Annotated in this window: 11 protein-coding genes; 4 read left to right on the top strand and 7 right to left on the bottom strand. The window is 71.5% G+C overall.

What is annotated here, in order from left to right; translation table 11 throughout:
- Positions 1-5: 5 nt before the first annotated feature.
- Positions 6-2,129 (bottom strand): DEAD/DEAH box helicase, encoded by a 2,124-nt coding sequence (locus GEV26_RS13065; protein WP_153653694.1) that lies wholly within the window; start codon positions 2,127-2,129, stop codon positions 6-8.
- Between the two features lie 243 nt (positions 2,130-2,372).
- Positions 2,373-3,641, bottom strand: a complete 1,269-nt coding sequence (locus tag GEV26_RS13060; RefSeq protein ID WP_153653692.1) for a YibE/F family protein — start codon at positions 3,639-3,641, stop codon at positions 2,373-2,375.
- 9 nt (positions 3,642-3,650) lie between these two features.
- Between GEV26_RS13060 and GEV26_RS13055 the strand changes: the two genes are divergently transcribed.
- Positions 3,651-4,403 carry a phosphotransferase gene (locus GEV26_RS13055; protein ID WP_243838754.1) on the top strand — a complete coding sequence of 251 codons (753 nt, stop codon included), beginning with the start codon at positions 3,651-3,653 and terminating at the stop codon, positions 4,401-4,403.
- Between the two features lie 3 nt (positions 4,404-4,406).
- Here the strand turns inward: GEV26_RS13055 and GEV26_RS13050 are convergent, their stop codons facing one another.
- Positions 4,407-5,144, bottom strand: coding sequence for a YqjF family protein (locus GEV26_RS13050; RefSeq protein WP_243838753.1), 738 nt, complete (start codon positions 5,142-5,144; stop codon positions 4,407-4,409).
- Between the two features lie 101 nt (positions 5,145-5,245).
- Between GEV26_RS13050 and GEV26_RS13045 the strand changes: the two genes are divergently transcribed.
- Positions 5,246-6,112: a bile acid:sodium symporter family protein gene (locus tag GEV26_RS13045; RefSeq protein ID WP_153653688.1), complete on the top strand. Its 867-nt coding sequence runs from the start codon at positions 5,246-5,248 to the stop codon at positions 6,110-6,112.
- Here the strand turns inward: GEV26_RS13045 and GEV26_RS13040 are convergent.
- Both GEV26_RS13040 and GEV26_RS13035 read right to left on the bottom strand, forming a co-directional pair.
- A complete protein-coding gene (locus GEV26_RS13040) occupies positions 6,099-7,343 on the bottom strand; it encodes an FAD-binding protein (RefSeq protein WP_153653686.1) in 1,245 nt (414 codons plus the stop codon). The two genes, GEV26_RS13045 and GEV26_RS13040, sit on opposite strands and share 14 nt — an antisense overlap.
- Positions 7,340-8,959 carry an ABC-F family ATP-binding cassette domain-containing protein gene (locus tag GEV26_RS13035; RefSeq protein WP_153653684.1) on the bottom strand — a complete coding sequence of 540 codons (1,620 nt, stop codon included), beginning with the start codon at positions 8,957-8,959 and terminating at the stop codon, positions 7,340-7,342. Before GEV26_RS13035 ends, GEV26_RS13040 begins: the two co-directional genes overlap by 4 nt.
- Positions 8,960-9,087: 128 nt before the next feature.
- Between GEV26_RS13035 and GEV26_RS13030 the strand changes: the two genes are divergently transcribed.
- Entirely contained in the window at positions 9,088-9,354 is a 267-nt protein-coding gene (locus GEV26_RS13030; RefSeq protein ID WP_153653683.1) for a hypothetical protein, read from the top strand.
- Here the strand turns inward: GEV26_RS13030 and GEV26_RS13025 are convergent.
- Both GEV26_RS13025 and GEV26_RS13020 read right to left on the bottom strand, forming a co-directional pair.
- Positions 9,344-11,425: a S9 family peptidase gene (locus tag GEV26_RS13025; RefSeq protein WP_153653681.1), complete on the bottom strand. Its 2,082-nt coding sequence runs from the start codon at positions 11,423-11,425 to the stop codon at positions 9,344-9,346. The two genes, GEV26_RS13030 and GEV26_RS13025, sit on opposite strands and share 11 nt — an antisense overlap.
- 34 nt (positions 11,426-11,459) lie before the next feature.
- Positions 11,460-11,624 carry a hypothetical protein gene (locus GEV26_RS13020; protein ID WP_153653679.1) on the bottom strand — a complete coding sequence of 55 codons (165 nt, stop codon included), beginning with the start codon at positions 11,622-11,624 and terminating at the stop codon, positions 11,460-11,462.
- 27 nt (positions 11,625-11,651) lie between these two features.
- Between GEV26_RS13020 and mshB the strand changes: the two genes are divergently transcribed.
- A complete protein-coding gene (mshB, locus tag GEV26_RS13015) occupies positions 11,652-12,560 on the top strand; it encodes an N-acetyl-1-D-myo-inositol-2-amino-2-deoxy-alpha-D-glucopyranoside deacetylase (protein ID WP_153653677.1) in 909 nt (302 codons plus the stop codon).

The raw sequence follows: 12,560 nt of genomic DNA, 5'->3' as shown, positions 1-12,560 counted from the left end.
GTCTGTCAGGCGCGGGCCTCGAGAGCCTCGGTGAGGAGGGCGACAAGTGCCTCGAGCTGGATGTCGGCCGACGAGGACACCTCTTCGTCCGAACCGTCCAGGGCCCGGGCGGCGAGACCGGCCTTGCTGTCGATCAGCTCGGCGATCTTGCCGTCGATCGTGTGCGCGGCGATGATGCGCCACGCGGTGACGGGCTCGCCCTGACCGATGCGGTGCACGCGGTCGATGGCCTGCGTCTGCTCCGCATCGGTCCACGACAGCTCGGCCAGGACGACGTTGGACGCGACCTGCAGGTTCAGTCCCACGCCGGCTGCGGTCAGTGAGCAGACCACGATCTCGACGTCCTCGTCATTGACGAACTCGTCGATGTTCTTCTGGCGCACCTTGGGCGTCTGGTCGCCGCGGATCGAGGAGTACTTGATGCCGCGCTTGGCGAACGTCTCCTCGGCCACGTCCATCACGTCGATGTGCTTGGCGAAGAAGACGACCTTGCCCACGTTGCGGGCCAGCTGGGCGGCGTAGTCGGCGGCGAGCCCGGCCTTGGCCTGACCGATGCGACGCATCATGCCGAAGACGTTCTCGCCGGTCTTCTCGTCGTCGGCGTCCTCGCGCTCCCAGCGGGCGACGGCGCGGACCAGCTCGTGGTCGATGCCGTCGACCTTGGCCCGGGACGTACGCGTCTCGAGCGCGGAGTCGTAGCGGGCGACCAGGCGGCGGGCGAGCTCCTGCTCGGCCTCGCGGATCGAGCGGCCGACCACGTCGTCGAGCTCGACCGGCAGGTCGGCGATGCGACGTGCCGGGATGTCGGCAGCGACGTCGACCTTGCGGCGCCGCACGATGCCCATGCTGATGACGCTGTTGCGCGCCGCGGAGTAGAACCCCTTGTCGGCCGGGGTCAGCCCGGTCTCCTCGAGCTTGTCCATGAGCTCGGCGAGGGGCTTCTTGTCGTCGATCCAGCCGAGGAACTGCCAGATCGCCCGGAAGTCCTCGATGTCGTTGATGAGCGGGGTGCCGGTCAGTGCCATGAGCAGCGGCCGGGCCGTGCGCGAGCGGATGCGCTCGGACAGCTCGAGGGCGTGCTTGGAGCGCTGGGAGGACTTGTTCTTGATGAAGTGAGCCTCGTCCACGACCATGCCGCGGAAGCCGAAGTCGCCGAGCCAGCCGACGTGCCGGTCGAGCACCTCGTAGTTGACGATCACGATGTCGGCGAAGCCGTCGATCGAGTCGCCGTCGCCCTGGATGACCGTGGCCTTGCGGTTGGGCGTCCAGATCTCGGCCTCACGGGCCCAGTTGGTCTTGACCACGTTGGGCACGACGACCAGCAGGGGGTACGCGTCGGCGGCGTGTGCGGCCAGCAGCGCCTGGGCGGTCTTGCCCAGGCCCGGCTCGTCGGCCAGCAAGAACGTCCGGTGGCCCTCGGCTGCGGCCGCGACGACCTGCGCCTGGTGGGGCATCAGCTCGAGCCCGCCCGGCGTCATGAGGAAGCCGGGCTCGGGCAGCGGCATGCACGAGGACGCGCCGCCGTACTCGAATGCGCGGAAGAGTGGACCGAGCAGCTCCCACGTCGCGAGCCGCTTGGGCCCGGCGGGGCGCTGCTCGACGGCCGAGAAGTCAGGGGCGAGGAAGGGGTTCGCGAGCTGGCGCGCGATGACGGACTGCGGGACGATCCGGCGCTCGGCGGCCGCAGGGGTGGCGGTCGCGTCGTCGGCGGCCTCGGTCTGCGCCTGCTCGATGCCGGCGGCCTCCAGCATCTCGGTGCGCAACGTGTCGGCGGCGTCGGTGAAGACGGCGTGCTCGTCGAGCAGGGGATAGACCGTCGGGTCGAGCGCGACGGTCTGGGCCAGGATCGTGGCGACGCCGTCGAGGCGCTTGAGCTGCTCGGCGCGGTGCGCCTCGGTCATGGTCTTGTCGGCCTTGACCCGGTTGCGCTCCTCGCGCACCAGGACGGCGACGACCTGGAACTTGGTGCGGCCGGACGGCGACAGCGGCCCCCGCTGGGCCTTGGCCTCGACCTCGCGGACGGCCCGCGCGAGGACGCGGATGATGTCGCCCTTCTCGAGGGGTCGGGCAGTGCGCTGGCGGGTGGCCGTCCGGGTCGATCCGGACTGGCGCTGGCCTCGTCGAGCCAAGAGTTCCTCCTGGGAAGAGCCGAGCGGGTGCGCGGCGCGTCACGGCACCGGATCTGCTCGTTGGACTCGTGGCCGCTGGAGCGGCGAGCGGTGGTCATACGGCGAGCCGCTGATGAAACGGGCGTCGCGTCACGGTCCTGAGCAGCCCCTGTCGCTGGATGAGCGACGTGCTGCGGTTCGGTGCTTCCTCCATGATACCCCTGCCGGGGCCGCGCTGTCGCTGAAGTCGGGCGAAGTGTCGGCTCAGCCGCCGCGCGGTCCGGCGTGCGAGCCCCGCGACGGTGGCTCCGTGGGCGGTGCGCCCGCCGGCGCCGCGGCCGGCGCGTCCGCGACGCGCGGTGGTGCCAGCCAGACCGCGAACAGGGTCGTGACCGGGACCGCGAGCACCAGCCCGATCGCGCCGACGAGCGTACGGACGATCTCCTGACCGATCTCCTCGGTCGTGGCGATGTCGTTCAGGCCGCGTTGGTACGCCGTGGCCAGCAGGAGGACCGTCATGGCCGAGCCCGCGTACGCGAACACGAGCGTGTAGACGCTGGACGCGATGTGGTCGCGGCCGATGCGCATCGCGGAGGTGAACAGGGCCGCTCCCCGGGCCGCCGGCTGCACGGCGCGCAGCTCCCAGACCGCGCTGGCCTGGGTGACCGTGACGTCGTTGAGCACGCCGAGCCCGGCGATGACCATCGTGCCGGCCACGATGCTGGACAGGGAGATCTGCGGGACGGTCGCGATGAGCCGCTGGTCGTCCTCGGACCCGACGCCGCTGAGCTGGGTCCAATCGGTCGCGGCGAGGCCGATCAGGGCCGTCAGCGCAATGCCCACGAACGTCCCGAACAGCGCGGACGTGGTCCTGATCGAGATGCCGTGCGCGAGATAGAGCACGACGATCATGATGACCGTGGACCCGACGATCGCGACCGCCAGCGGTGACTCGCCGGCGAGGAACGCGGGCAGCATGAACTTGGTGAGCGCGAACAGCGTGACGCCGATGCCGGCCAGGGCGAACAGGCCACGCCAACGGGCGACCGCGACGACGAGGACCGCGAAGATCACGGCCAGGGCGGTGAGCGGCACGCCACGGCTGAAGTCGAGGAACTCGTACGACGCGGGCTGGCCCTCGGGCTCGATGCGGATCAGGCGGATGTCGTCGCCGGGGTCGATCCCGGCCCGGTAGCGCGAGGCGTCCAGGTCGAACGTCGCGGTGCCCTCACCGTCGACCTTCGCCGTGACGCGGGCGCAGTCGCCCGCGACCTCGATCGTCCCGTCAGGCCCCTCGCCGCCGCTGTTGCAGTTGAAGGGCTTGACCCCGGTCACGGTCGCGTCGACCGTGCTGACGCCCTCGGCGCCGTACGGGTTCTGGTCGCGCGGCACCTCGTCGGCGTCCGGCCACAGGGCGACCATCGCCGCGAGGGCGACGGCGGCGATCGACAGGACGACGGCCCCGAGGACGATCGCGAGCCGTCGGCGAGGTGGTCCGTCGTCGGGAATCGTGTGCGAGTGCGAATGTGCCACGATGAAAGCGTGCCAGAGGACGACATCGAACATCTCCCCGGAGCCGTCGGCGGGGCCACCCGCGTCGGACGGACCGTGCGCCGCCCCACCGGGCCGTGGACTCCTGCTGTCCACGAGCTGCTGACGTATCTGCACGACAGCGGGCTGCGCGGGATCCCTGCGCTGCACGGAGTCGACGACGAGGGTCGTGAGGTGCTCGAGTACGTCGAGGGCCGCGGTGTGCCGATCGACCGCGAGGTCGTCCTGGACACCGTGCTGCAGGAGGCCGTGGCCTGGCTGCGCGACTTCCACGACATCGTCGAGGGGTTCCAGCCCGACGGTTCCCGCACGTGGCGCGGTGGGGAGGCCGAGCTCGAGCCGGGCCAGATCATCTGCCACAACGACCCCGGGGCGTACAACTGGATCATCCAGAGCGGGCACTTCGTCGCGATGATCGACTGGGACATGGCCGGTCCGGGCCGCCCGATCGACGATCTCGCGTTCCTCGCCTGGACCGGCATCCCGCTGTACCGCGAGATCCCGGCGGACGACGTGGCGCGGCGGCTCGACCTGCTCGTCGACGCGTACGGCGAGTGGGGCCCCATGACGGTCCTCGACGCCGTCGTCGAGCGGATGACCGAGGCCGCGAACCGCATCGAGGCGGGCCAGGCGCGCGGCGACCAGGGCCATCTCAACCTGGCGGCGGTCGGCGAGCCGCAGCGCACCCGTGACCGGGTCGCGGCGTTCCGCGAGCGCATCCCGGCGATCGAGGCCGCGCTGTGACGCTCAACGGCTCCTGATCGGCCTCGGCAGACCGAACACGGTGTCCACGCGGTCGGCGTGGACCACCGAGTCCGGGGTGCGGCGGGCGAGACCCGGCACTCCTGCGGCCGCCACGAGATCGTCCTGCAGGTCCTCGAGGGTCGCGGTGCGCAGCGACCAGGGGACGTGGTGGTTGGGGATCCACCAGGTACGTCCGAGATGGCGCGTGTGCAGGCCGAAGCGTGCCGTCACGAACTCCTCGACGGGGGAGGGGCGCTCGATGGCCGGGCCGAGGGTCGCGACGACCCGGCCGCCGGCGCCGTGGGGCCCGGGCCAGCGCCGCGACGTCTCGTACTCGATGCGGTCACCGTCCTGCCGGATCCGCATCCGGGCCCAGGTGTAGGGAGTCGCGAAGGCGAGCCGCGCGCCGACGGCGATCAGCAGGCGGCTGGTCTCCAGCGAGCGGAACACGACGCCGTGGCGTCCGTCGTCGTCCACGGTGTAGAGCCGGACGTTGGTCTCGGGGAAGTCGCCGAGGAACGGGACGGCGGGGCCTCGGCCGAGACCTGCGCGCCGCATCTCGAAGGGGATGAGCCCGACGTACGTCGCGCCGTCCAGCGTGTCCGGTCGCGTCCCGCGGGGGACGAGGTGGGCGACCAGGTCGGGGTCGACCGCCCAGTGGACGAAGGTCAGCCGGGTCCAGTCCTGGCGCATCAGGCGCGGCCCGGTGAGCTCCGGCGCTCGCGGGTTGAACGTGTTCACTTATCCAGTGTGTGCCCGTGCGCCGCATCGCGCCGGACGAGCGCCGCGTCGGTGGTCGCACGATGCAACGATGTGACCTGCGTCACCCCTAGGGTGTCCGGATGGACTCGCCGCTCACCACCGTCGGGCTGCCGCTGGCGCTCGGCATCATCATGTTCGGCCTCGGGCTGTCGCTCACGATCGCGGACTTCCGTCGCGTCCGGCAGCACCCGCGCGCGGTCGTGATCGCCCTGGCCTGCCAGCTCCTGCTGCTGCCCGCGATCTGCTTCGGGCTCGTGGTCGCACTCGACCTGCCACCGCTGCTGGGCATCGGCATGCTGCTGCTGGCCGCATCGCCGGGCGGCACGAGCGCCAACCTGTTCAGCCACCTGTTCCGCGGAGACGTCGCGCTCAACGTCACCCTGACCGCGATCAACTCGATCATCGCGATCTTCACGCTGCCGATCATCACGAATCTCGCGATCGACTACTTCGAGCGGCAGGACTCGGTGTCGCTGCAGTTCTCCAAGGTCGTGGAGGTGTTCGCGGTCGTGCTGGTGCCGGTGCTGCTCGGCATGCTCGTGCGCTCGCGCAACCCCGGGGTCGCGGCGCGGGCCGACAAGCCCGTGCGGATCGGCTCGGCGGTGATCCTCGCAGTGCTCGTGCTGGGCATCCTGGTGGACCAGCGCGACAAGATCGCGGACTACTTCGGCGACGTCGGTCTCGCGACCGGCCTGTTCTGCGCGATCAGCCTGGTCGTCGGCTACGTCGTGCCCAAGGCGCTGGGGGTGACCGAGTCGCAGGCGATCGCGTCGTCGATGGAGATCGGCGTCCACAACGCGACCCTCGCGATCTACATCGCGGTCGAGGTGCTCGACACGACGGAGATCTCGGTGCCCGCCGCGGTCTACTCGATCTTCATGTTCGTCTTCGCCGGCGCGTGGGGCTACGTCCTGTCGCGCCGGAGCGCGCCGGTCAGGACGACCTGAGCCACGACTCGGTCAGCTCGTTGGCGAGCTTGCCGTCCGGGTCCGCCTTGTCGACGAGATCGCGGAACTCCGGCAGCCGGGGGTACGCCGCAAGGAGCCGCTCGGGTGTCGTCTCGAACACCTTGCCCCAGTGGGGACGGGCGCCGAGCGGCGCGAGCGCGTCGTCGAGGGTCGGCAGGAATGCCGTGACGGCCGGGACGTCGAGGCGCCAGGTGAAGTGCAGCGCGATGCAGTCGGTGCTGTGGGCCGGGCTCAGCCACAGGTCGTCACCCGCGATCGTGCGGATCTCCGACACGAGCAGCAGCGGCTGCACCTGGGGCGCGAGCGCCCGCACCGCGGCGATGGCCTCGAGCGCGTGGGTGCGCGGCACCAGGTACTCGGTCTGCAGCTCGTCGCCGTCGCTCGGGGTGTAGCCGAGGCGGAAGTGCGGCAGCCGGTCCCACCACGGTCCGGAGCGGCCGAGCTGCTGCGTCGTGAACTCCGCCGAGATGCCGGGCAGCGGGTGGACCTCGTCCTCGGCCGGGGTCGCGCCGAAGAGCTCGGTCGGAGCGGGCTGGTCCGAGCGGGACTTGAGCCAGACCTGGTGCGGGCCGGTGTCGCTCCAGTCGGTGAACATGCTGACGCTGTAGGCCGCGGAGGTGATCTCGTCGAAGTGGTCCTCGACCTCCGCCCACGGCAGGTGCTCGAAGATGTCCTGGCGCGCCTCGAACGTCGGCACGACGTCCAGGGCGATCGAGGTGACGATGCCGAGGCGCCCCAGCGAGACCACGGAGCCGTCGAAGTCGGCGTCCCCGCGGCGTACCTGGTGCAGGGTGCCGTCGGCTCGCACCATCTCCACCGCCGCGACCGCGCGGGCCAGGCTGCCGTTGCGGTCGCCCGATCCGTGCGTCCCGGTCGCGACCGCACCGGCGATCGAGATGTGGGGCAGGGACGCGAGGTTGGGCAGGGCCCAGCCCTGCAGGTCGAGCCGTTCGACCAGCTCGCCGTAACGGAGGCCGGCCGACACCGTCACGGTGCGCGCGGACTCGTCGACGTCGACGAGGACGGGCAGCCCGGCCACCGAGACCTGGGCGGCGTCGGTGTCGGCGATCGCGTTGAACGAGTGGCGCGAGCCGAGCGCCCGCAGGCGCGGTGTGCCCGCGACGAGGTCGATCAGCTCGTCGATCGACCGGGGCTCGTGGAGCTCGGTCGCGCTGTACGTCAGGTTGCCTGCCCAGTTGGTCCCGGTCACTCGTCCAGTGTGCGCCCTGGGCAGGCACCTGTCCCTCCGGACGGTGCCGCCTCGATGCGCCGGTTCAGGTCGAGATCGGCCAGGAACGTCTGGTCGTGGCTGACCACGATCAACGCCCCTCGGTACGACCTCAGGGCCTCGACGAGGTGCCGCACGCTCGGCAGGTCGAGATTGTTGGTCGGCTCGTCCAGCAGGAGCAGCTGGGGTGCCGGCTCGGCCAGCAGGAGGCAGGCGAGGGTTGCGCGCAGCCGCTCGCCGCCCGAGAGCGTCGACGCGAGCTGGTCGGCCGCCCGTCCCCGGAAGAGGAACCGCGCGAGTCGGGACCTCCGGTCGGTCTCGGACGCGTCGGGTGCGATGCGCGCGATGTTCTCGGCCACGGTCAACGACTCGTCGATCAGGTCCATGCGCTGCGGCAGCATCCGCCACGGCACGTGGACGTCGACCGTGCCCGCGGCCGGCTCGAGCTCGCCGGTGATCGTCCGCAGCAGGGAGGTCTTGCCCGAGCCGTTCGGACCGGTGAGGGCGATGCGCTCGGGGCCCCGGACGTCGAGGTCGAGCTCGATCCAGCCGTGCTGCGGCCGCACGCCCTGCAGCCGGAGCACGTCACGAGCAGGCGGCACGGTGGTGGCCGGCAGGTCGACGCGGATCTCCCGGTCGCCCCGCAACCGGGCCTCGGCCACGTCGAGATGCTCACCGGCTGCGGCGAGACGGTCCTCGTGCGTCGCGCGGAGCTTGCCGGCGGACACCTGCGCGGACCGCTTGCGGTTGCCCATGACGATCTTCGGCTCGCGCTTCTGCGCGTTCATCTTCTGGCCGTACCGCCGCCGGTGCGCCAGCACGGCCTGCGACTCCGCGAGCTCGCGCTTCTGGGTGCGGACGTCGGCCTCGGCGGCGCGAACGGCGCGCTCCGCCGCTTCCTGCTCCGCCGCGACCGCCGCCTCGTAGTCGTCGTAGCTGCCGCCGTACCAGTGGACCTGACCGTCACGGAGCTCGCCGATGTCGTCCATGGTGTTGAGCAGCTCGCGGTCGTGGCTGACGACCACAAGGGTGCCGCGCCAGCCCGTGATGATGTCGATGAGGCGCTGACGTGCGGCGACGTCGAGGTTGTTGGTGGGCTCGTCGAGCAGCAGCACCGCCGGACGGCCCAGCAGCAGTGCCGCCAGCGAGAGCAGCACCAGCTCGCCACCGGAGATCGTGCCCACGGGCCGATCGAGGCCCACGTGTGCGAGCCCCAGGCGGCCGAGCTCGGCGGTGGTGCGCTCGGCGACGTCCCAGTCGTCGCCGACCAGGTCGAGGTCGTCCTGCCTGACCTCGCCCGCCTCGATGCGCGCCAGCGCGCCGAGCGTCCCGGTCACCCCCAGCACGTCGGAGACCGTGCGGCCGGGATCGAGCCCGGGGTCCTGCGGGAGGTGGGCGAGGGCGCCGTCGACGGTGACCGTGCCCTCGAGGGGGGTCAGGCGGCCGGCGAGCAGCTCGAGCAGGGTCGACTTGCCGGCCCCGTTGCGGCCCACGAGCCCGTGGCGACCCGGGCCGATCGTGAGCTCGAGGTCGCGCAGGACGGTGGTGCCGTCGGGCCAGGTGAACCCCAGCTGGTGGGTCGTGAGCGAGGTACGCATGAGCGCTCCATGAGGTCGATGGGTGCGCAGGCCGAAGCGGGCTGCTGCGCGGGATCTGACCTCAGAGCTTCAACGGACCGGTGACCTCGTCCTCGGGGATGCGTACCGCGCCATCATACGATCAGGTCATGGACGCGGTCTATTTCGACGAGGGCGAGGACGCGGACGAGCTCGTCGTGGCGCTCGAGCGCGAGGGCTACGCCACCACCCTGCGACGTGAGGCGTTCGCGGGCGAGGAGGACTGGGACGACCGGGCCTGGGTGCTGGTCGTCGAGCCGTTCGACGACCGGGTGGCCGAGCTGGTCGACGAGCACGGCGGCTGGCTCGCCGGCGACGATCGCGCCGCCCCGGAGCCGCCGCCGCTGCCCGACGGACCTCAGCGCCTCAAGCGCTGAGGTGCTCCTTGAGGAAGTCGAGCTGGAGCAGCTTGAGGTTCTCCGCGACGACCTCCTGGGGCGTCATGTGCGTGACCCCCGACAGCGGCAGGACCGTGTGGGCGCGGCCCGCCGCGAGGAGGGCGGACGAGAGCTGCAGCGTGTGGGCCGCGACGACGTTGTCGTCCGCCAGGCCGTGGATGATCATGAGCGGCCGCTCCAGGGCAGGCGCCATGGGGATCAACGAGTTGCGGTCGTAGACCTCGGGCCGCGTACGCGGGTCGCCGAGGTAGCGCTCGGTGTAGCAGGTGTCGTAGAGGCGCCACTCGGTCACCGGCGCGCCCGCGACCGCGGCGTGGAAGACGTCGGGACGCTTGAGCACGGCCAGCGCCGAGAGGTAGCCGCCGTACGACCAGCCGGTGATGCCGACCCGGGAGGGATCGACGTCGTCCGGGTACGCCGCCGCGACGGCCTGCAGGGCGTCGACCTGGTCGTCGAGCGTGACGGTGGCGAACTCGTGCAGCACCGCGCGCTCCCAGTCGTACCCACGACCGGGCGTGCCACGACCGTCGGCGACGACCACGACGAATCCCTGGTCCGCGAGCCACTGCGCCTCGATGAATGCGCGAGCCGAGGACAGCACGCGCTGGGCGTGCGGGCCACCGTACGGGTCCATCAGGACGGGCAGGCGGGCCGAGCCGCGCTGGTGGTCGCGTGGGAACAGGACCGCGGTGCGGAGGCGGCGCTCGCCGGCCTCGATCATCGTGACCACGGGCTCGAACGGTGCGGGCTCGGCCACGACGCGGATCGCGCTGGGGTCGGCGTCCTCGCGATGCACGACGACGGTCGTGCCCACGACGTCCAGACCGGACCGGACGATGACCGTGGTCGGACCGCCGAGGACCGCGCCGTGGACGGCCGGCCCCTCGGTCACGGGGGTCGCGGTGCCGTCGTACGAGAACCGCACGACCTGGATCTGTGTCGGGTCCTGCGAGGCGGTGGCGACGACGCAGTCCTCGAAGGCCTCGACGACCCCGCGAACCTGCCAGCCGTCCGGCGAGACGGGTGAGCCGTCCACGATGACGCGCCGCCAGCCGTCGACGTCCTCGACCGTGACCAGTCGTCCGCCCGGCGCGTGTCGCGGGGCGGACGACAGCTCGACCCAGGACGTGTCGTGGAGCTCGCGCACGACCGTGGTGGCGCCGGTCGCGACGTCGACCGCCAGGATCTGCGAGGACTTCTGGTCGCGGCTCATGACCTGCAGCAGGGGAGCGCCGTGCCCGGTCCAGCTGACCCGGCCCAGGTACTCGTACGTCGCGCGGTCCCACCGGATCTCGGTGCGGCTGCCGTCGAGGGCCACGTGCCACAGGGTCACCTCGGCGTTGGACGTGCCCGCGGAGGGGTAGCGCTGGGCCACGGGCTCGCGCTCGGGATGCTCGGGATCGGCGATGTGCCAGATCTGCACGGGCGCGTCGTCGAACCGCTCGACCAGCAGCGACGTCCCGTCCGGCGCCCACCAGAAGCCGCGGAAGCGCTCCATCTCCTCGGCGGCGATGAACTCCGCCTGCCCCCAGACCTCGGTGGGCGACTCGGGCTCGACCAGCGCGCGCTCGTCCTGGCCGTCGACGCCGATGACACGCAGCGCGCCGCCCGAGGCGTACGCGATGCGGGACCCGGTCGGGTCCAGGTGCGGATCGATGACCGCGCCGACGCTCGGCAGCGCGGTGACCGCTCGCGCACCGAGCTCCACGGCCCACAGCTGGCCGGAGAGGGTGAAGCAGGCCCAGCGACCGGTGTCGTCGACGTCGTACGCCACGACGCCCGCGGCGGACTCGCGGCTGCGCTCGCGGCGTGACCGCTCATCCGCGGACAGCTCCTCGCCGCCCTCGCCGAGCAGGGCGACCGGGTCGACCAGGATCGACTCCGTGCCCGTCTCGACGTCGTGCTCCCACAGCTGGCCCGTGCGGGTCACGCCGTCGGGCGTACGGATGAAGCGGACGGTCCGGCCGTCGGGCGACACCGTGATGTTGCGCGGGATGCCGAGCGTGAAGCGGAGCGTACGGGCGGCCAGACGGGGATAGGACACGGTCATGCCCCTACATAACCACCCTTGGCGGCGGGAGTGCTCAGTGGTCGCGGTCGTCCGACGGGGTGTCCTCGGCCTTCGCCTCGAACATCGTGAGCACGCGGGTCGCCGCGGCGGCGATGATCGCGACCGGCAGCACGGCGTACGCCCAGCCGCGGTCGAGCGTGCCGCGGTCGACCAGCACCAGGCGCGCAAATCCACGCATGTCGGGCCGCTTCAGTAGCCTTGCGGCATGCCCCTTGCTGACCGTCGGATCCTGCTCGTGCACGCCCATCCCGACGACGAGTCGATCAACAACGGCCTGACGATGGCCAAGTACGTGCAGGAGGGCGCGCACGTCACCCTGGTCACCTGCACCCTGGGCGAGATGGGCGAGGTCCTGGTGCCCGAGCTCGAGCACCTCGCCGCCGCTCGCGACGACATGCTGGGCCAGCACCGCGTGGGCGAGCTCGCCGACGCGATGAAGGCGCTCGGCGTCACCGACCACCGCTTCCTCGGCGGGGAGGGGCGGTTCCGCGACTCAGGGATGAAGTGGGACGAGAACGGTCACGCGACCGCCGCCGACGAGATCCACGACAACGCGTTCTGGCACGCGGACCTGCTCGAGGCGGCCTCGCTGCTCGTCGAGATCATCCGCGAGGTGCGCCCGCAGGTGCTCGTGACGTACGACCAGTTCGGCAACTACGGCCATCCCGACCACGTGCAGGCCCACCGTGTCGCGCACTACGCGGCCGATCTCGCCGCCGCCCGGTCGTTCAGGCCCGAGCTCGGCGACGCGTGGGACGTCGCGAAGGTCTACTGGGTCGCGATGTCGGCCTCGCGCTTCCGCGACGGCCTGCGCGAGATCCGCGAGTCCGGCGACACCACGTCGTTCGAGGGCATGGACCCCGACAACCTGCCGCCGTTCGCGATCGAGGACGAGTACCTTGACGCGATGGTCGTCGGGCCCGAGCACGTGCCGGCCAAGATCGCTGCCATGAAGGCGCACAAGACGCAGATCACCGAGGACGGCGCATTCTTCGCCGGCGGGATCGACGTCGCCTCGATGGTGTGGGGGAGCGAGTTCTACCGGCTGGTGAAGGGGACCCGCGGGCCGGTGGGCGAGAGCGGGTTCGAGGAAGACCTCTTCGCGGGACTGTAG

The sequence above is a fragment of the Aeromicrobium yanjiei genome (assembly GCF_009649075.1).
Taxonomy (GTDB): Bacteria; Actinomycetota; Actinomycetes; order Propionibacteriales; family Nocardioidaceae; genus Aeromicrobium; species Aeromicrobium yanjiei.
Note: the sequence above shows the minus strand (reverse complement) of the source record. Positions and strands in the feature narration are given on the sequence as shown.